The 22,999-nt window shown below is 43.4% G+C and carries 5 protein-coding genes; 3 read left to right on the top strand and 2 right to left on the bottom strand.

The window, feature by feature from the left end:
- Window positions 1–51: 51 nt before the first annotated feature.
- The gene (locus DJ568_RS07430) at window positions 52–1,242 is read right to left on the bottom strand and encodes a dipeptidase (RefSeq protein ID WP_114004623.1); all 1,191 of its coding nucleotides are present in this window, start codon (window positions 1,240–1,242) and stop codon (window positions 52–54) included.
- 291 nt (window positions 1,243–1,533) lie between these two features.
- Between DJ568_RS07430 and DJ568_RS07425 the strand changes: the two genes are divergently transcribed.
- From DJ568_RS07425 to DJ568_RS07415, 3 genes are all read left to right on the top strand, one after another.
- Complete coding sequence (locus tag DJ568_RS07425) at window positions 1,534–3,303, top strand: 7TM diverse intracellular signaling domain-containing protein (protein WP_147238723.1); 1,770 nt, start codon at window positions 1,534–1,536, stop codon at window positions 3,301–3,303.
- A gap of 503 nt (window positions 3,304–3,806) precedes the next feature.
- Complete coding sequence (locus tag DJ568_RS07420; protein WP_114004621.1) at window positions 3,807–9,920, top strand: cadherin-like beta sandwich domain-containing protein; 6,114 nt, start codon at window positions 3,807–3,809, stop codon at window positions 9,918–9,920.
- Between the two features lie 231 nt (window positions 9,921–10,151).
- Window positions 10,152–19,661, top strand: coding sequence for a cadherin-like beta sandwich domain-containing protein (locus DJ568_RS07415; RefSeq protein WP_114004620.1), 9,510 nt, complete (start codon window positions 10,152–10,154; stop codon window positions 19,659–19,661).
- Between the two features lie 120 nt (window positions 19,662–19,781).
- On the opposite strand, the gene DJ568_RS07410 is transcribed toward DJ568_RS07415, so the two are convergent.
- A complete protein-coding gene (locus DJ568_RS07410; RefSeq protein WP_114004619.1) occupies window positions 19,782–22,736 on the bottom strand; it encodes a triple tyrosine motif-containing protein in 2,955 nt (984 codons plus the stop codon).
- Window positions 22,737–22,999: the final 263 nt, after the last annotated feature.

Raw genomic sequence — 22,999 nt, 5'->3', positions numbered from 1 at the left:
CGGCAATCATCTTCGGGGAAAAGTTCGTTGTGTAGTAGCTCAAATAGCCTTTTATGTCCAGGATTGACGCAAGACTCTGATGGCATTAGTGTAACAGATCTTTTGTGCGTCTTCTTCGCCAAAGGCTTGTATAATAGCCTGACGAAGACTATCGATATAGCGGACATGCTTAGTATCAGACGGCACATGCGTAAAGCCGTCAAGATCTGTCCCTATGGCAATGTGATCAACAGTTCCCATAAGTTCCTTGATGTGCAGCATTGTATCAATCACGGGCTGTATTCCTTTATCGCTTATTAAAATACTGTCCTGGTGGTTGTCGCCATTTTGCCAGTAGTTCATCAAAATCATACCCAACACACCACCATAATCTTTGATTTTCAGCAATTCGTCGGTATCGGGTAACACTAAGCGATCCAGTTCATTTATCATTTGAGGGTGAACCATCGTCCGTACCCCGGTATGTGAAAAAACCACCGGCCGTATTATTTTACCCGATTTCTTTCGCTCGTCAAGGATAGCATACACTTCATATCGTGCTTCTACAGTTGCGTGCACAAGGTCGATAATCATTCCATTTTCCTGGCACCATTCTACAACCTGCCTTCCTGCACTAGTTAGCCCACTGGGTTCAGGGCGTTTATACCCTAGTAATCGTGACTCTTTAGGGGGTATACCTCCGCCCGATCCGCAAAGCGCGTTCGGAAAAAAATGAGCGAGCGTTATAATACAAACACCTTCCTGTTTTAATTTCACCAGGTTTGCAACATATTGTTCATCTGTAAGTGATTTACCCAAGTGGTGCCCGCCCTCCAAGCCGTGCATTAAGATGGTTTTACCCTTATCGCATGCATTTTCAAATTCCGTTAGGTTTTTTACCACGGCCACGTTAAAATGGTTGTGAGCACTTGTTACCTGGTCATTGAAGCCCCGTATGCTTTCCAACGTCTTTTCAAAACAGGCAGGCCCTTCATCAGGTTCAAATCTATGTGTGATTTTCAATCCCGTCCAGCGGAGCACCCGGAACAGCCACGATGAGTTTTTCATGTACTTCATGCCCGATTCCGGGACGTAGTGGGTAGCAAAAAGAAATTTCACCCCTCCGGCTTCCAGCCCGGGCAAGTCGACATGCATACCGCCCGGCATATAATCTGAAGTGGGGCGATGCGCTTTCTGAAATTGGGCGTTGCATAAGTAAACTTTCAATGCCGGATGGCAATGCATATCAAATATGGGGATCATAAGATAGTGAGATATACTAGTTGGGCGATTTGAGTGAATAGTTAGTGGTTCAGCTTATTTGAACAATACACCAGCCGATTGCAGCTAAACTACATAAGGTATTGTATATATCCTATTATTAGCAGTACTTGATTTACATTCATCGCAGGCGATAACCTGATGAGGGGTGCTCTCAAAGTTTAACTAATCGGTTGCCCTATTAAAACCTTTGTTAAAGTACGGCGGTTTAACCGGTATTATTTTATATATATTTAACGCAGGTTGCCAAACCGTTATGTAGTAAGCATATTGATGAAGAATAATAAGGTGTTTCGTGATTTAATATGCAGGCTGCGAAATACTTTTCTCTTATTTTGCACACTGTTTGTATTTGATAGTAGAGCACAAACCCTCCCCGGTACGCGTTTTGTAAAAATAATAAACTATAGCGTGTTGCCCGAGTCGGGTTACTCGTTAAACGATGTCCGCAGCCAAAAACATAATTCTTTCCATACGCAAAGTATGCAGCCGTCCAAAACCGACGCATATTGGATTAAATTGAACATTTATAACCCGTATCCTAACAACGAATTGTACGTGTTCGCCTTATCTCAACAGATAAACTATAAGCTATATCACTTTGATGCTATAAGTAATGCCTGGGTAAGCCAATCAGTTGGCTTAAACGCATATACCGGCATACGGATGCACGGTAAAGTACCAGTTACACTAGCCGCTAAAGCATTAAATACCTTTTATTTACGGGTAGACGTGCAAGACCTGCGTTCGTACAACGTCAATTTAAACCCGGCGCTGGTTTTTGAAAAGAAGCTAAGTTATGATACCAATGAGCAAATGGTAGTAGCCGCTTACATAATCTGCTGCTTCATTTTATTCAGTTTCGCTTTATACAATCTTTACCTGTTTTATATCTTTAAAGATAAAGCTTACCTATATTACGTAGTTGTACAGGTTGGCGCTATTATATATCTAACAGCAGACAAACTTATAATGAATATTTTTCTGCCGTTAAAAGTGTATAATATGTATGCCGACGGCATCGGCCGCGTATACTATATGGATATCAATTTATTTTTTGAGCATATAGGTGTAGTAATTATGCTATGCGGTTTTGTCCGGTTCACACAAACGTTTTTGAACACCAGGGTTGCCGCGCCACTTTATCACAAACTGCTAAACATCCACTTTTATGTGTATATTATAATTGAGGTGATACCTTGTTTGATCATAATCTCAGGACTTTATTTTCTTCAAATAACGCCATTGGTTAATATTTACATATTAATCATGGTGGCCAGCTGTGTAGCAGCAGCAATAGCCATTTACAGAAAAGGCCAGCGAATTGCCAAATATTTTTTAAGTGCTTACTTGTTGCCAATGATATTCACCTCAGGTGCAGCATTATACAACATTGTGTATAATGCAGGTAGCCCTTACTTGCCTGAAGCGGCTATTATATCACAAATATTTACACTTGCCATAGCGTTGGTTGCGCGGGTGAAAATCATCAATGAAGAACTTAGGAAGAAAGACATTGAGGCGGTACAATTAGCAGCAGATGTAAAACTGGCCGAATACCAGCGCCTGTTGGCCGAGGAGGAAAATAAAACCATCAATTTAACGATAGCACTTGAAAAAGAGCATAATCAACTATTAAAGCAGCAGTTGGAATCCAATCAGCGGGAGTTGATGGGAAACTCCTTGCATCTTCAGCAAAAGAACCGTTTACTGGCCGACCTTACCGAAAAGGTGCATAAAATGGATGCCGGAACATTGTATGCAAACAATGAAGCGTTGAAGAGTATTCAATCCACATTAAAAGATGGCCGGTATCTTGACGACGAATGGGATAAGTTTAAATTGCATTTTGAACAGGTGCATCCTGATTTTTTTAAAAGTTTGCTCAAGCAACATCCCAACCTTACCAAATACGAGCTGCGTTTGTATGCCTATTTCCATATAAACCTGTCCACCAAAGAAATCGCGGCTATGCTTAATATAGCGCCATCAAGCGTAAGGCAGGCAAAAGCTCGTTTAAATAAAAAAATGAACAGCCGGTAATTCTGAAGCATTTATAGGGAAAAAAGTTTCATCTGTGGTGGAATTATCGACATTAAACTTAGGGGCAATTTTATATTCTTCATGTCAATAGTTTTGGATCATTAGTAGTTTTTTTAAAATAATAAAATATTGTTGAGTGGATGCGAATGCCAGGCAGTTGCCTGAAACCCGAAACTTTGTAACACCTGTGCGCATTTTAATATTAATATATTTAATAGTAATTGTAATTGACTGAATCATAGACGGAAGCGCTCGCTTTTTTATCGAAACTATTATTTCTTATTGAGAAAATAATAGTAGTTTTGCGCAATATTTTTTTAACCTTATTACAAGCTCTAAATAGGTAAAGCGTATTTTGTTTAAGCCGATTAAACTATCCTATACATACCGGGATTTTCACATCGTTTATTTAAGGTGATGACGTATTGTGCATAACTTGCTGGTAAAGCGCATTGCCTTGTGTATTACTTACATAAAATAAGATAATTAAGATTCAGACTCTTATGGAAAAACTTTTACAAATTTTAAAGCATCCGTCTATCCTAACCGTATGCGTAGCTAAGGCGTTTTTGCTGCTTTTTGTATGTACAAGTTTAGCCAATAATGGCTATCCTGCCAAAACAAAGTCGCTCAATACCGGCCCATCTCGCCATAAAATAAATACAGCTGCCAAGCGAATCATCAAAACCAACGTTAAACCTCTCCCTGTTCCATCCATAAGCTACAGCGGAGGGCCGTTTACTTTCACGGTGGCCGATGTTATAAGCCCAATGGCGGCTATTTCAACTAATGTATCAGCCTTCGGCTACAATTCGGTTGGTATAAACGTGGGGTCGCGGTTATCTGAAGCTACTTCGGTTGCTGTTGATGCGGCGGGTAATGTATACGCTAATTCATTTGATTTTCGGTCGGTGGCAAACAGGATATATAGGATAAGCGGCGAGGACAGCTCAACGACCGAACTTCCCTGGAATAATATATACAACCCGTTTTTATCGGTTGACCGCCAGGGTAATTTGTACGTAGGTACGGGCGGCACCGGCGAAATTTTAAAATATACCGGAGGAGGCGGAACGCCGGAACATATTGCAGATGTTCCGTGTGACATAAGTGCTATGGTTATTGACCATCACGGGAATATTTATGTAAGATGTTTTTACGGAAAGGTGTATAAGATAGCGGCCGGGGGGAACACACCTGAACTTTTTTTAGACGGGAGCAATAGGGGACATGGCTTGGCGGTTGACGCTGAAGGCAATGTTTATGTGAGTGCGTATACTACAGGGAAAATATATAAAACACCGGCTGGTGGCGGCCCTGAGGTGGAAGTAGGTACCGGCTTTAATGGGCCTACGGGCTTAATTATAGATGCCACCGGAAACCTGTACGTAAATGACAGAGGAAATGAGGCTTTAAAAATGATACCTGCGGAAAACCAGCAAGCAACTATCACCCTGGCTACAAATTTGTCCTACTCATACGGACTGGCTATGGATCAAAGCGGAAGCTTATACGTTGCCAGGGCTAATCACTCATCAATAGTAAAATTCAACCCCACGGGCGGCTACTTTGCTGATAAGCTGCTGCCCGGCGGCTTAACACTGAATAATCAAACCGGCACTATCAGCGGTACACCAACCAGGTTAACCTTCCCTACTGATTATAAAATTACGGCCTGGAACAGCGGTGGTAGCGCCAGCACAACTATTAATATCACAACGCCACTCCCGGTTCCGGATGTAAGTTACGGTGGCCCCTTTGCTTTTACGGCTGGCGAAATCATCAGCCCGCTAGTACCTGCGACAACTTATGTATCACCTTTTGGTTATAACAGCACAAAGCAATTGATAGGATCAGGCTTAAACTATCCTGCTGCAGTAGCTGTAGATATGGCAGATAACGTATATACCAGCTCGTGGGACCCGGCTGCTAATATTTTCAGATTATATAAGTATAACGCGCAGAATGGGTCGAGAACGGAGCTTCCCTGGAATAGACCAAACACGCCCTGGTTAACAACCGACCGTCATGGTAATTTATATGCAGCAGAAAGCAATACAGGCAGGCTCATGAAGTATCCGGGGGGTAGCGGCTCCCCTGAGCATATATCAACGGGTGCTATTTCGAATATCGGCGCGATCGCCGTTGACATTTATGACAATATTTATATCGCTTCCTTATTTAATGGCGTGTACAAAAAAGCTCTGGGAGAAGATGTTCCGGTGCGCATTTCAGCCGCCTACTCACAGGTATATGGTTTGGCCGTTGACGCTGAAAGCAATGTTTATATAAGTACCAGAGTTGGCAATAAGGTGTACAAAATACCGGCAGACGGCAGCACGACAATAGAAGTAGTAGGAGGCTTTAAATCACCTATGGGCTTAGCTTTGGATGCTACAGGCAATTTGTTTGTGAATGATAGTGGAAACTTTTCTGTAAAAATGGTGCCTGCTGATAATCAGCAAGCCATTGTGACAATTGCAACAGGATTGGCTAATGCTTATGCACTTGCGCTTGACCGGACTGGTAGCTTATATGCTGCGGATGCGGGCGATAGCTCTATATTTAAGTATAACCCTACGGGCGGTTACTTTGCTGATAAGTTATTGCCCGGCGGCCTGAAGCTTGACAATCAAACCGGAACCATCAGTGGTACGCCAACCCGGGGGCACCCTGCTGCGGATTATATAATAACAGCACATAACAAACTTGGGACGTTGAATACTGTAACGGTTAACCTTAGCGTATCAACTGTAATTCCGTCCATAAGCTATGGCGACAAGGCTAACATATACAAAATCAATAAAGAAATTAGTCCCCTGACGGCTACATCAGCTCATGTATCATCTTTTGGCTACAGCAGCATGTCTGGTACTTACTTTAGTTCAGGACTGAGAACCCCTACATCGATAGCTATAGATACAGCAGGCAATATATACACTAATTCGACAGAAGAGGGAACATTTGCCATGAAGTTATATAAAATAAGCGGGAAGGATGGCTCAAAAACTGAACTTTCATGGCCGGGGATGAGTGAACCCAAATTAGTAACCGACCGTAACGGCAATCTATATGCTACAGATTTTATTACCAATGCGGTGTTAAAATATCCGGGAGGCAGCGGTAATCCTGAACGAATACCCCTTGGTTTTCCGGCTCAGATAGGATCTATCGCGGTAGATGACCACGGAAATATTTTTGTTGGTTCTGTAAAAAGATACAATAGCTCTACGCAACATGGGGTGTATAAACTGCCTGCCGGAGGTGGTGCACCGGTACTCATTTCAGGAGACTATGAAAATCCGTATGGTTTACTGGTGGATGCTGAAAACAATATATATGTAAGTGATAGTTACGCCAACAAAGTTTTTAAAATACCTGCAGACGGCAGCGATGCAGTTGAAATGGGTGGCGGCTTTAGTACGCCTGTTGGACTCGCCATAGATGCAAGCCACAACCTTTATGTAATTGACAGGGGCAATAAGATGTTAAAAATGGTGCCGGCGGGTAGCCCCCAGACTACTGTTGCGCTTATAACCGGGTTAAACACTATTGAACAACTTGCGCTGGGCAAAAAAGGGAATATATATATAGCCGAGCGCGAAATCGCTTCCATTTTACATTACGTCCCAAATGGTGGCTACTTTTCAGATAAATTGTTGCCGGCCGGGTTAACGCTTAACAATGAAACCGGTACCATTAGTGGTACGCCAACCAGGTTAAGCCCTCGTGCCGATTACAAAATAACCGCATGGAATAAGCATGGCGAATTTAACAGTACAGATATCACCGTTGAGGTTGCTACATTATTTCCAACTATCAGTTATAGCGGCGGGCCGTATTTATTTCGTGTTAACGATACTATCAGCCCTTTAATAGCAGTGTCCGCTTATGCATCGCCCTTTGGATACGGCAGCCCCGTTGCATTTGGTAACCCGGCGACAGTTACCGGAGGTTTTGAAAAAGATAGATTAGGTAACAAGTATGTGCTTGACCTGGGTCAGAAAAAAATATTTAAGTACGCTGCTGATAGCGCCGTAGCGGTTGAAGTGGTAACCGGCGCCAATCCAACAGCTATCGCGGTTGACGATGCCGGCAATTTGTATGTAGCCGACCAGGCGGCTAAAACTATTATAAAAGTTGCAGCCGGCACCGGTACAATCACAACAATTGCGGGTGGTTTAGGTTTAGTGCGCAGCATTAGTGTAGCCACTGATGGTACCTTATTTGTAGCCGACAACGGGCGTGGCGAAATCAAGCGGATACCGGCAGGTGGCGGCACGCCGGTGATGGTAGACGGTGGTTTTAGCAACCCCTCTGACGTGGATGTAGATGCTGAGGGGAATATTTATGTTGCCGACCAATATAATAAAGCAATTAAAAAGGTGTGGTTATCTAAAGACAGTCATGTCGAAACACTTTACAGCGGTAATAGTATAAGTTGTTTAGCCCTTGATAATTCGCGGAATATATTCGCTATCGATATACAAACGGGACGTATGTTTATGATACCGGCAGATGGCAGTGAGCATAAAACAATAGCATCAGGCGGCGACTATTATAACGTTAACAGTTTATCTGTGGACGATGAAGGGGTAATTTATTTCACCTCCTTTTTTAATACATCCAGACAGATAATGCCAACAGGTGGCTATTTTATTGACGGTGAATTGCCTGCCGGGTTACAGCTAAAAAACACCACCGGTGAGATCAGCGGTACTCCAACCCGGCCAACCCCTGCAGCTAACTATAAAATAACCGCCTGGAATGACTATGGCGAAACAGGTAGCACAACAATTAATACCAGAACAGTTTCGGCTGATGCAGGCTTATCTGCGCTTGCTGTAAACAAGGGTACATTAAGCCCTGCGTTCGATAAAGACAGCTTGAACTACCAGGTAATGGTGCCGGCTGAAGATATCGCGATTAAAATAACGCCAACAGCCGTTAATACGGCTGCAGCTATTGCGGTAAATGCCGATACTGTTTCATCAGGCATAAGCACTAATGTCAATCTCCAACCCGGCGTTAACATCATAAATATAACTGTTAAATTGGATGATGCAGAAATGGCCTATAAGCTATTAGTGAAGCGGATACCATCTGACAACGCGTATCTTTCAGGCTTAACTTTGGATCAGGGTATACCCAAATCAAAAGTAAGAGGTACTAACTACAGGGATTATACGGCAATTACCGAGGTAAGCGCTGTAAGGGTAACAGCATCTGTGCAGGATTCGGATGCTACCATAAAAATTAACGGTGCAACAGTAACACCCGGCACACCGTCAGCAGAGATACCATTGAGTATAGGCAGCAACACCATTAACACCGTGGTAACAGCGCCCAATGGCTTAACAACTAACACCTATCAGATAGTGATTACGCGTAAACTTTCAGATAATGCCTTGTTAAGTGCTTTGATATTTGATCCCGCTATTTCGAAAAGGAAGGTTACGGGGCCCAATTACAGGGATTACGTGGCTACTGTTGCTAATGACAAAAGCACGATATCGGTAACGGCGACCCCCCATCACCCGCTAGCCACTGTAAAAATTAATGGCGTGGCGACCCATAGCGTACCGGCAATTGTACCCTTAAACCCTGGACCGAATACGATAACCACGGCAGTAACAGCAGCCGACGGGGTAACTACTCTCGTGTATAGCCTGATTATTACCCGCCGGCCATCTACAGATGCAACACTGGCCGGGCTTACAATTAATCCCGGTATTGCTAAAAATAAAGTGACCGGTAATAATTACCGCGACTACAAAGCCAAAGTGGGTGCGGACGTCAATACAGTGACTATTACTCCCACCGCTGCTAATGCGGAGGCAACCATAAAGGTGAATGGGCTGGGCGTAACATCAGGGATGGCATCTGCGCCAATTTTACTTAATGTTGGTAACACCATTATTAAAACAATAATAACTGCCGGCGATGGTGTAACTATAAAAACCTACAGCGTGGTAGTTAACCGGTCAACATCAGGAAATGCCAGCCTTCAGTCAGTTACACTTAGCCCCTCTTTTGCAGTTAGCTGGCCCTCACCAACAAATTTCACAGCAACGGTTAATACTACTACCGAAAGCATACGTGTTAGGCCGGTGACGGAACAAGCAGACGCAGAGGTAACTATTAAGGGGATGCAAACAATAGGCTCCTACAGTCCTGAAATCAATTTGGAATACGGCGAAAATGTAATCCCTATAGTGGTTACTGCCCAGAATAATACAAAACAAGCCTATACGCTAACCATTACCCGTCCCGGTGCAGCAATACGGTCTAATAACGTCAAGCTAAGTAGTGAAGAACTGAGTGCCTCATTGCCGGAGGTGACTATAAGTAAAGCGCTTTCTCCTAATGGCGATGGTATTAACGATGTGTTGACCATAACCGGTATAGAAGCCTATGCAGATAATACCCTGCAGATTATAAATAATAAAGGCACACAGGTGGCCGCTATAACCGGTTACAACAACCAAACAAATGCCTTCGACGGCAGAAACAGGAGCGGTATGTTACAGTTACCAGGAACTTACTTTTATCTGCTACAGTATAAGGATGGTAAAGAAACCAGGCTAAAGTCAGGCTATTTTATATTAAAGTATTAACGAACGAGCAGCTACGTAGGGCCGCCATAAAATATGTAGATGTATACACTTTGTATACACAGGTTATAGCCGATCCCTGTGCAAAACGTTGTAGTTTTGTACTTTACAATTACCCTCCCTGAAGAGTCAGCACTTCTTGATAGTAATTATTATTGGTCTATATAACCCACTTTGCCACAATTCATTAATAGTTCCGTATTGATTACGTTATAAAAATACAACGCTTATTGCATGAATAAACTTTTACGCTCGTCTAATCCTTTAAAAAGCATTTCATTTTTAATAGCTTTTCTAGTAACCGGCTTAGTTACATTAGATGGGTATGCACAGTTGCCCACAGTGTACTATACCTCAAGGGCGCTTCAGGCAGGGGTACCTGTACTTATACAGCCAATAAGCAGCAATGTAGGCTCCCTGGGTAACTACGCTGCCCCAACAAATATGATGGAAGGACAAACCATCAGGCACGTAGCACGGGATGGCAAAGGTAATTTATATTATACGGTTGTTAGTGAACAGGATTCCCGAACTTCAAGTGTTTATAAGCTGCCCGCGGGTAGTAATACGCCTGAACCTACCCCTATTAGTAATGTACCCTACTTTGAAGACATGGTAGTTGATGAAGCTAACGGCGATATTTACTACTCGTTATCGTGGGCACACTACAATGCGGTTTATAAATTAACGGGCGGTACAGGTACGGCCGAGGTAATAATAAGCGAAAGCTCTGCAAGGAGTTTGGCGCTGGACGGAAAAGGCAACCTTTACACCCTATCATACGATGGCACTTACCATATAAGAAAGCATCCGCTTAACGGCGGCGCCGCAAGTGATATAATTAATACATCAAATATTCTTGAGCGGTTGCAATCCGACAGCGAAGGAAACATCTATTACGTTTCGGCGGGCAAGTTGAATATGCTGCCTGCAAGCGGAAGTGCAGAACAAACAGTACTTGTCCGTGCCAATGTAACCCAACATTTTTTTATTGCTCCGCACACTGATTTTTCAGATAACTACTTTATCAAGGACTTTAACTCACTATACCTGTATCCTGTTAAAAGCCAGTCGCGCAGACTTCTACACAACTTCGGCTATGCCGAACTGCAAAGCTTTACCAGCATTGCAGGTGTTGTTTATTTTTGCGAGAGTGGAGTATTAAAAAAGGCAGTTCCTACAGGCGGCCATTTTTTATTAAATCCTTTGCCTAAAGGTCTTAAATTTAATAGCACGTACGGAGATATAACCGGCACCCCAACAGAAGCTGTGGCTGATAAGGATTATAAGGTTATTTCATACAATGCAACAGGTAGCTATGAGAGCGTTTTAAGGCTATCAGTTGATTTTGATGTTCAGGACATAGAACTTACCGGGGCTACATTAAACACGGCTTTTACAAAAGATGTATATACTTATGACACCTCGGTTTCCAACGCAACCGATTCAATAAGTATTAAGGTTAAAAGCACCGACAATAACGCTGCTTTAACTATAAACGGCATGGCAGCCACCCAAAACGTGGCCTTTCCGGTGAAAGTGAATGCTGGGAGCAATACCGTAACCATTATTATAGGGCCCGCCGGATTAACAAAAACCTATGTTATAAACGCATTTAAATATGTCAACAATCCTAGTTTATATTACCCGACACCTAAAGTATATGCGTTAAATGCAAATGTACCTACGTTACAACCTGTAACAGCCCATGTGCAATCGTCTGGTACTTACGTTAACCTATCCACTGTTACCACTGGTACGGCTATACCTACTGCGCAGGCCTTTGATAAGGACGGTAACCTGTATATAGCGGGTTTAAGCAACGGTACTATTTTTAAAATAGCTGAAGGTACAACAACTAAAGTAACCATAGCGTCGGGCTTTAGCAGTTTGTGGGGTATTGCTGTTGACGGAAAGGGCGATATTTATGTGAGCGAAAGTTTTGTAGATAGCCGTGTTATTAAAATAAATGCCAAAACGCTGGAGAGAACGGTAATAGGTACTGACTTCGACGGACCGCGCGGGATAGCTGTTGATAGTGTTGGAAATGTGTATGTGGCAGATAACGGCAACAACCAGTTGAAAAAGATCCCGGCAGGCGGGGGCGACCCGGTTGTAGTAGCTTCAGGGTTAGATCAGCCTATGGGCGTCACGCTTGATTCAGACGGAAATATCTACGTATCGTGTTTTGTAAACGGTATATATAAGTTGCCGGCAGTGGGCGGCAGTAAAATATGGCTTGCATACATGCCCGGCGCTTATGGCATAAAGGCTGATCCGGCGGGCAACCTGTATACCGTTAGTAATAAAATTGTTTACATGAGGCCGGCGGCCGGCGGCGCGCTTGTGCCCATAGCTAAAACCCCTGATATTGGCACGGTTTACGACATTGCTGTAAGCGGTACAGGAGAAGTTTATATTGCAGATGCAACGGCGCGGGCTATTAAAAAGATTACGCCTACAAGCGGATATCACCTGAGTTGGTTTTTGCCCGAGGGGATGGCTTTTTCATCTGTTACCGGCGCTATTTCCGGTAAGCCGCTTAGCCTTAGTGCGCCACACGACTATGTAATTACAGCCTATAACGCCAATGGTAGCGGCCGCGCTCCCCTTAGCATTGAAGTAATCCGCGCTAAACCAGGCGACGCAAGCCTGGCTAATATAGTAGTGGATCAAGGCGTACTTGATCAGCCTTTTAATGCTGACGTAACTGAATATACCGTTATAGTAGGCAAATCGACAAATTCGATTAACATAACCCCTACGTCGGCGCAAAGAACGAGTACGCTTACGGTAAACGATATGGCTTTTAACTCAGGCAGCACCTATGACATGCCACTAAATATGGGTACCAATAAAGTTACGATAAAATCAAGCGCCCAATACAATGTAGTAAAAACATATATAGTAACTGTAATCCGGCAGGCAAATAGCACTGCTACGCTGGCCGGCCTTAATATCAGCGCCGGCACTCTAACTCCCGCTTTTGACTCTTCTACCACAGATTATGCAGCACTAATAAGGAGTAATGTAAATACGTTTTCGGTTACGCCCACACTTGCTGATACCACAGGGGTAATAACCGTTAACGGGGCGGCAGCTGTATCAGGCCAACCTTATGCGTTAACGCCAGTAGCCGGCGAAAATGTAATTAACGTTGTTGTAACTGCCGAAGACGGTGTTATTGTAAAAACTTATAAACTCGTACTTACGCGCACCAACTCAGCCGAGGCCTCGCTGGCAAACATCACCGCAAATACGGAAGATAGTATCAATTTCCGCCCTGACGTTTATGACTACAGCTTTACTGTTAAAAGCACACCGTATTTAGACATTACTGTAGTAACCGCCGATAGCTTAGCAACCCTCACTATAGATGGTAGCCCGGCCAATTCGGGTGTTGAAACGCGGGTTAGCCTTGCTGCAGGACTAAATACCAAAAAAGTAGTGGTAACAGCTGAAAATGGCAGCACTACCACTTACACATTTAACATTACCTGCGACATTTCAAATAATGCCAGGCTATCATCAATAAATACAGGCCCCAATGAGCAGGATATTATCACTCCCGCATTTGATAGCGGGGTATTAGATTACAATATAACCGTAAAAAACAGGTTAAGTACAACATTATACGCTACTGCTGAAAATCCGGCCTCAAAAGTAGTTATTGACGGAAAGCAGGTAATTTCAGGAGAATACGTTAATGTAAGTCTGGTGCCGGGTGCTAATCATAAAGAAATTGTAGTAACCGCTGAAGATGGTACCACCCTTACGTACAATGTAAACATAGATTGCCCTAAAGCCAGTAACGCGGGGTTAGCAGGTCTCACAACACACCCGGGAACCTTTGATAAACCGTTTAGTTACGAGCATGACAGCTATGATATAAATCTTGGACATAATGATTCGGTTGTAGCAATTACCGTTACACCTATAGATGATGCAGCTACAATCACTTTTGATGGCCATGCAGTAACTGCTGGTGAGGCGATACAACTTACAGTAGCTGAGGGTGCAACAGCTAAGGTTATTAATATATTGGCCTCGGATGGAGAAACCTCCCGAAATATTCAGGTAAATATAAACCGCGCGGTTGGCCCGCAATTGGCAACGCTGGAATTTCATGGTGTAGTAGAAAATGAGTTTGTTTTTGATCCCGGCACTTACAATTACTCTATCACTACACCCAGCAACGGTTCGTCGGCGACCGTGTACGCCACCGCCGATCCGTCGGTAACGGTAAGGATAAACGGTACCCCTACTACAGGTGGGTATTATAACTTTGTTGCTAATGAAGGCGAGCAGATGTTAGATATAGAACTTGTTACAGCCGGCGGGATAGTAGAGCGTACCTATAAAATGGTAATTACGGGGACGCCTGTCGGTAACAATCTTACCAACTTAACAGCCTCTGCCGGTACACTGGTTCCAGCTTTTTCGCCGGCAATTAAAAGTTATACGCTCGAAGTCCCGGAAGGATTGGAATATGTGGAAATAACCCCATACGTTTCGGAGGCTTATGTAACCATTAACGGACAGCAACGCGGGTCAGGTGCACCGGTTAACGTATATTCCGGATTGTCGAATCTGCTGCTGGTGTTTGCACAAGCCGTTGGTGGTGGTCAGGTAAATTACAACATCAACATTAAACAGCCAGCCTCAACCAATGCAAGTCTCAGCAACATTACCTTAAACAGCGGGGCATTGAATCCTAAATTTAACGTTGATATTACTTCGTACGTTGTTAAAGTGCTTGATACTGTAAAAGTCATTAATGTTACCCCATTTGTTAGCAAATCAAGCGCTACCGTTAAAATAAACGGGGCGCCAGCGGATAATGATGTTGCGTCTGCAGATATCCCGGTAAACTTAGGCGACAATAACATAACTATAGAGGTGACCGCCCAGGCGGGTAATACAAAAACATATAACATATTGGTCCAGTCGGCGGTTCCGCAGGTTCCGGTATTTACCAAACAGCCGGTTGATGTCCAGTACTATAATTCGCAAGAGTTCAGCTTTACCGGTGTAGCCGATCATGCGGCAAGTTATTTGTGGGAATTAGCGTATGACACCGGTAACGGCCCCTCAGATTTCCGGAACGCGCAATCATATTTTGATTATTCAACGATAAACGAGGTTGACACTACCATCAGGCTACGATATTTATTTCCGAATGGATATGCGCGGCTAAAAGCAACAAATAGTATTGGTGAAAGCACATACTCAAACGTGGTGAAGTTTGAGGAGATAACTAATGATCACCGTTTGTTAACACTGGTGCCCGATCAGGGAACCCTTAGTCCGGCGTTTGACCCTGAAGTAACCCAATATACCCTTACTCTAGGCAATGATGCCACTAGTGTAAGCTTCACTGCAACAGCAAATGATCCTAATGTATACCAGGTGGGTTTTAATGGCGTGAGCACTATAGTTGGAGAGTCCACTGCCCCCATCGCACTTACTGAAGGAAATAATAAAATAGTTGCTAGTGTGTTCACCTATGGTGGCTCGCCAACAAGGGTGTACAATGTAAACGTTATACGTACGGCTAATGCAGGTACAGCTACACTTGCTAACCTTACTATTAGTAACGGTACATTAAGTCCGGCGTTTGTTAACGCAACGCCAACTTACTCGGTAGCTGTAGATAACGCGGTAACCGGTATTACACTAACGCCAACTGTAGCCTACGATGGCTCAACCGTAACAGTTAAAAATATTACTGTTTTATCAGGTAGCGCATCAGCAAATGTGCCGCTTGCTGTAGGAACTAATGCCATCCCGGTTATAGTACGTTCGGCAAATGGCGAAGTGGTAAAAACCTACACCGTTAACGTTAACCGGCATACAATACCCGCTGTAATAACCAGGCAGCCAGTGCCGCAGTCAACTTATACGCAGGGAAGTCCTGTAATATTTACAGTGGCTACTCAAAACGCGTTGCATGGTGCATGGCAGTATAAGAGCGCAAATGGAACCGTATTTTTTGATATAAATGATAACGGTAATTTAACCGGATCAAAAAAGGATACAATCAATGTACCGTACACTTATGCCAGAGGTACTTTCAGATACGCCGCTGTAAACGCTACCGGGCTTATCACTTATTCAAACGAAGTAAAATTTACTTTAATTGATAATGATACTACATTGCTAAGCCTTACACCCAGTAAAGGCACGCTTGTACCAGCCTTTAACCAGTCTGTAAAACATTACACGTTGACAGTACAAGGTAATGGGATAGGATTTGCACCTGTTACTGCTGATAAATACGCGACTATAAGCGTTAATAATACTCAACGGTTACCAGCGCGTGACAATCTACACCGCCCTGACGTTCCGCTTGAAATTGGAGAAAATATCATACCGATAGACATTTATGGCTATAATGGAACGGCGACACAACGGTACACGGTAACCGTAACACGTTTACCATCGGCAGAGGCCGAACTTAAAAGTATTGCGCTTAATAATAACTTACCCAACAAGCCAATTGACGAAGCTACCGGCACCTACTCAAATATAGTGTTACAGGAAAGCGTTACTATCACGCCCGAAGCTACTGACAATTCTGCCGTTATTACGGTAAATGGAGTTTCTGTGGTATCAGGTTCACCGTCGTCTGCTATATCCTTGTTGCCGGGAGAAAATGACGTGCCAATTGTAATAACGTCATCAGATAATTCAGTTACAAAACATTACACCGCAAAAATTACACGTGGCGTGCCGGCATCCGATGCCGGTATAGCAAGCATAACGCTAAGTACAGGTGAAGTGGCCACTTTAAACAGTGAAACTAACACCTTTACTACTTCAGTTAATTTTTCACCAAGTTTGCCATACCGACAAATCACCTCGCTTACAAGCGACCAATATGCCACTATAAAATATAATGGTTACTCGGTACCATATGGCCGAGAGCATTTTATGCATTTGCAATTGGGCGAAAATACCATGCCTATTGAAGTGACCGCTGCTGATGGGGTAACCAGGCAGAATTATACGCTGGTGGTAACAGCTCATCCGATTGCCGGTTCGGCGGCTTTAAAGTCGTTTGTTTATAATACAGCTTCAATGAGTGATACTATCAACAGAAGCGAAGATACATTTTATCTTACTGTGAACCCCGGAGACAGCTACGTCACCATCACCGCAAATGCTGTAGATAGCACCGCAGTTATGATAATGAGCCAGGGCGACGACACGCCGGAAACATCGGGTATTCCTTCGGCAAGGCGGAATTTACAGATAGGGTTAACCAGTTTATTCTTCTATGTAAATTCACCAAGCGGCGATTACCGTGCGTATAACCTGCGGATAACGCGGCCAAGGGCAGATGCGCTTACAGGAATAGGATTAACGGCGGGCACACTCAGCCCGGAATTTTCAGCTGCTGATACGGCTTACACGGTCCAGGTACCAGCCGATGTGTACAGTATTGCGATTACCCCTAAGGATAGCACGTCTACAACTAACTTCAAGATAAACGGAGTGAACGCAGAAGCTAACAAACGCTCCGCTTTTTATCAGTTGCCTGATGGAAAAACGGTGATAACCATTATTGCGGCTGATGGCACACCTGCAAAAAAAGCTTACACGGTTACGGTTAACCGCATTGCTGTTTCAAACGACGCTACATTAGCGTCGCTAAGCTATACCGGCGGTTCTTTAAGTCCTGCGTTTAATGCGTCAAAATTTACCTATGCAGGAACGGTGGACAGTATGATGAATACGATACACGTTGTGGCGCAACCATCGGATGCCGGCGCTGAAGTAAAGGTAAACGGTATAGTGGTAACTTCAGGTATTGATATACCGGCTGTAGCTGGCATTAATAAGGTTGTTATTGTAGTCACGTCATCCAGCGGAACCGTGACCAAAACGTATACTCTAAACGTGCTGGTAGGCGATCCCCGGGCTACATTGGCCGGGCTGGAATTTGACGATTTCACTGTTTTAAAGAAAAACACAAAGGGGCCGCATTATCGAAACTATACCGCTACGGTAGAAAGATCATTTGTAAGGGTGATAGCTACTACCCACCACTCGGGAGCAGTATTGAAGGTGAATGGCGATACTGTTATTTCAGGTACATTGTCAGCGCCCATCCCACTAAATATTGGTGCTAACACAATTAATACCGAAATTACGTCGGAAAATGGGGCAACTACTAATATTTACAGCATAGTTGTTACGCGTAAAGCAGCAACCGATGCCACGTTGAGTGCACTTATACTTGATCCAAACATTGAAAGAAAAAAAGTAACGGGGGTTAACTATAGAGACTACATTGCCACCGTTCCGTATACTACTACCTCTGTCACTGCACTGGCCACGCCAACCGACACGATGGCCACCATTGATATAAACGGAGGCCGCGCCGTGCCCGGTATAGCGACTGCTCCAATTGCTTTAAATGTTGGTCGTAACACCATCAATACAGCGGTAACCGCGGCAGATGGAAAAACTGTTAGTATTTATAGCATTGTTATTACCCGTTTGGCTTCAAGCGACGCGACATTAGCCGGCCTGACCATTAACCCCGACGTCGCCAAAAATAAAGTAAAGGGCGTTAATTACCGGGATTATACCGCAAAGGTAGCAGCAGATGTAACTTCGGTTTCGATTACCGCTGCAACTTCGGATGCGGGCGCGAGCATAAAGGTGAATAATGTACCGCTTATATCAGGAATGACCACAGCACCTATCCAATTGAACGTTGGTGCCAATACTATAACAACCGCGGTAACAGCTGCTGATGGCAAAACCGTAAACGTTTATAACACGATAGTTACGCGGTTGCCCTCGTCAGATGCAACGCTGGCCGGGCTGGTTATTAATCCTGATGTAGAGAAGAAGAAAGTTAAGGGACATAATTATCGTGATTATACCGCTAAAGTGCCTTACAGTATTAAAATGATTTCTATTACAGCATTGGTAACGCAACCCGATGCAATCATTAAAATAAACGGCCAGACGGTTGCCTCCGGCTCGCCGTCGCCGTCTATATCACTTAATTCAGGCACTACAACGATTAATACAGAAGTGACTGCCGCCGATGGAAAAACCAAAAATGTATATAGTATAGTGGTTACCAGGATACCATCGGCAAATGCCAACCTGGCATCGGTAACGCTTAGCCCTGATGTTCTTATTAGTAAGATAACGTCTACCCAATTTAAGGCGACTGTAAATGCATCTACACAATCCATTAAAGTAAAACCTGTAATGGAAGATGTAAATGCTACGGTAACAATTAACGGGATGAACAGGGATATATCCTATAGTCCCGCGATTGCCATTAACGAAGGCGACAACGCTGTCAGCATAGTGGTAACAGCGGAAAGCGGCACACTAAAGACGTATGTTTTAACGGTGACACGACCAGGTACAGTGCCAACGTTACGTACAGCAGCCCTGCCTGCCACCGGTGTAGACATGCCCGGCACTATGGTAGAAATAAGTATCAGCAAGGCTGTTTCCGCCAATGGCGATGGTATAAACGACCACCTTGTTATCACGGGGATAGAGCAATATAGCGAAAACACGTTGCAGGTAATGAACAGCAAGGGTACGCTGATTAAAACTATTAAAAGCTATAACAACGTAACGAACATCTTCGACGGACACGGTCTGAACGGTACACTACAACCCGGGGGAACCTATTTCTACATGTTTGAATACAAGGCCGGCAATGAACTGAAACGAAAAACCGGATATTTTATACTACAATATTAATTACACACCTGAAATGCCCCTGATGAGGTCAACTCATCAGGGCGTTGTATTATAACTCCTTAAACAAGATACCTGCTGCTAACCGGTAAATATTATCGCCCGCGTTGGTGTATAGACATATCAGTTAACCTCGCCGGGTTTTTGCTGGGGGTCTTTCATACACTCGCGCTGTATCTCAAACAAAAATTCAAACAGGTTTACTTCGGTAGGTATTTGCAGCTTTTTACGCAGGCGGTAACGGCTTATTTCAACCCCCCGTACCGATATGGCCATTAATTGAGCTATTTCTTTGCTTGACAGATTCATGATAAGATATGCACATAATTTAAGCTCCTGCTGGTTAATAGTTGGGTAGCGCTCTTTAACAACATTTAAAAAGTCGGCGTGTACTTTGTTAAAGTGTACTGAGAACTGCTCCCATTCCTCGTTCACTTTCTTTTCTTCAGATAGAAGGCGCAGTATTTTCTTGATATCGGCAATTTCAACCATCTCCCTGCCCGATTCGTTAAGCCGCTGCAATTCTTCTTTAACCTTTAACAAAAACTCCTTTTTTTGTACAAGGTTCATTGCTGATGAAGCCAGTTCTGAATTTTTAAATTCCACCTCTGATTCCAGCTTCTCGTTGCGCAACTTCACCAGTTCTTTTTCAGATTTTTCAAGCTCAAGTTCGTGCATGTAAGCCATGCGTTTTTGTTCTTCTTCGTTTTGCTTGCGCTGCTGCAATAATTCCCGCTCTTTAGCCTGGGTGTGCAGTCTTTCCTGTCGTTTGTAAAATGAGTATAGCAGGTAAACAATTACAACTCCATATAAAAAGAATGCCCATAAGGTAGCGTACCATGGCGGCGTAATGGTAAAGGTATAACTGTTTATTGGCGACTCATTGTCATGGTGGTTACGCGCTTTAATCTTAAACGTATATTTTCCTGCCGGAAGGTTAGTATAATCCTTCTCGGTTTTCTTTGACCATGCCGACCATTCTTTGTCAAACCCCTCTAAGAAATAAGCATATTCAACATTCGAACGCTCTTCAAAAACCGGCGACGAGTATTCAAAGTGAAGGGAGTTCCATAAATAACTCAGCGATGGTGCCTTTGCAGATAGTTGCTTTTTACTGTCAAATACGTTTCCTGCATAGCCGCCGAAAAGTAAACTATCAGTGTCTGCTATCGCTTTAACTTTGCGTATGTAGGCCTTTAGTGGCTTTATGTTTTGTTTATATTTTGCAAAGTTAACGTGGTAATAGCCATTTTCGCCGCCAACAAAAATGTTATTACTGTCTATCGGGCATACATTTTCAAATCCGCTGAGGATGCGGCTGGTAAGTTCGGGGATGTAAATGATACTGCTACGGGTTTTATCAAATACGCCTATGCTTTTGCCCTCAACAAACCAGATATTCCCCGCGGCGTCTTCTTTCAGATAACGTAAAGCACGTGTGTTAAAGTTCTTGCCCCACCGGAGTGATGGTTTGAAGTTATCTTTTGCCTTATCATACTCATAAATGCCTTTTTCGGTAGCTATAACAACCTGGTTGTCTATCTTAAATACAAAATTGTTTAAGGTAGAAGGCAGGCCGTTAACGTGGGTGTATATTTTTGCATGTGGGCTATTGAGGCTAAGTTTATATACGCCGCGATATGGGTGAGATGTCCATATCGTGTTATCGCTGTCAATTTCCATATACCGTGCTGATTCCTTAAAATCACCCACGTTGCCTTTATCTAAAGGCAGATTGGCCTTATCTTCAAATAGCCGCACGCCGTAATAATTACCCGCGGCTATAAAATTACCTATCCCTGTTGCCAAAGGTTGATATATCCAATAGCCTGCGTTTCTGTTTATAGCTATGCGCCGGTCATCCTTTATTTCATAGGCACCATCATCACTGCCCGAAAACAGCCGGTTATTCACTACCGACAAATTCCAGGTAAGTCCTTCAGATAACGCTGTCAGGTTAGCCCGAGTGTAACTAAGGTCTGCTGGTTTACCACTCTTATCCAAAGGCAATTTGTAAATACCGTTTGATAGGGCGAAATACAGGTTATTGTTAAACTTTGCCATGGAAAAGCCTCCGCCGTCCTTAAACGCAGGCGGGTTAACATGCTTAACCGCATTATTATAGGCAACAAAATCTATCCCGTTATCAAGGCCAAGCCATACATTCCTATCCTGATCCATAAACATGCAGCGCACGTTACTATTTTGCAAACCGTCCTTTTTTGAGATATTTTCTGCTACTGCGCCATCTTTAGCTATTTGATAAACACCGTTAGAGTAGGTGCTTAACAAGAAGCTACTATCGCTTAACGCGACAGCGGACGAGAAATGTTCAGTGTTGTTGATATCAAAGCCCGAAAGTTGAAGTGAACGGAGTTTGTTGCCCGTTAGTACATGTACACCGCTACGTGCTGTTGCTATCAAACTTGAGTATTTGCCATATGGAGAAGTTGCAGTAATATAAAAACCGGCAGGTAAATTCTCCTTACGGATAAAGGGCTGCCAGTTATCGTTTTTATATAGCATTAATCCCCGCTGTTCATCATGTGCTATTATTTGATTTTGGCATAAACTCAATGATAGCCAGAATGACCGCGCTGTGTATATCGTTATCTTATTCTGGTGATAACGGAATATTTTAAACCTCGATCTGAAGAAAACATCGTCTCCTTTGGCAACAATGTCCCAAACGTCCGAGAAGCTCTGTTCGTTTTTAGGCAGCAGTTTTTTTAACGATGTAAATTGCAGCCTGCCGTTTCTACCCGGCGAAAAGTAACCCATTTCGTCCTGGCCACCTGCATAAAGTTTTTTATCTTTTCCAAATTCTATTGACCATACGATGGTTTTATTAGGCAATGGCAGCAACTGCCAGTAAGCACCGTCAAAAACAAGTACCCCTTCGTTATTGGCAAAGTACATACGGCCTTGGGCATCTTGCAGTATTTTCCAGTTTTGCGTTCCTGCGTTATACCGCTTTTTCTCGTAATTCACCGTTTCGCGCTGGCCTATAAAGCTTTGGGGATATGCCCAAAAGCTACAAATAGCTAATGTGAAAATAAAAAGCGTTCTTAAAAGCATATCAGGTTTATGTTGTGGTTACAACGGAATTATAAATGTATCAAAGATGTAGTGAAAATTGAGTAATTAAGTATAAATTTCATACCTGTGTAGTAGTGATGTAGTGCTTTTTTATACACATATTCACCGTTGCATATACATTTGACCCTGTAAACCTGACGCTCCTGCGTCAATTTTTTAACCAATATAAACAGTAAACATGGATACACTTTACAAAGATCCGTCATGTACTTTAACTACTTGCGGCGCTATTAAATGCCCGC

Source organism: Mucilaginibacter hurinus (assembly GCF_003324525.1).
Lineage (GTDB): Bacteria > Bacteroidota > Bacteroidia > Sphingobacteriales > Sphingobacteriaceae > Mucilaginibacter > Mucilaginibacter hurinus.
Note: the sequence above shows the minus strand (reverse complement) of the source record. Positions and strands in the feature narration are given on the sequence as shown.

What these genes read in the sequence shown, in the direction of transcription:
- DJ568_RS07425 (WP_147238723.1), top strand. Translation starts at nt 1,534, where the DNA reads ATGAAGAATAATAAGGTGTTTCGTGATTTAATATGCAGGCTGCGAAAT.
- DJ568_RS07430 (WP_114004623.1), bottom strand. Translation starts at nt 1,242, where the DNA reads ATGATCCCCATATTTGATATGCATTGCCATCCGGCATTGAAAGTTTAC.
- DJ568_RS07410 (WP_114004619.1), bottom strand. Translation starts at nt 22,736, where the DNA reads ATGCTTTTAAGAACGCTTTTTATTTTCACATTAGCTATTTGTAGCTTT.
- DJ568_RS07415 (WP_114004620.1), top strand. Translation starts at nt 10,152, where the DNA reads ATGAATAAACTTTTACGCTCGTCTAATCCTTTAAAAAGCATTTCATTT.
- DJ568_RS07420 (WP_114004621.1), top strand. Translation starts at nt 3,807, where the DNA reads ATGGAAAAACTTTTACAAATTTTAAAGCATCCGTCTATCCTAACCGTA.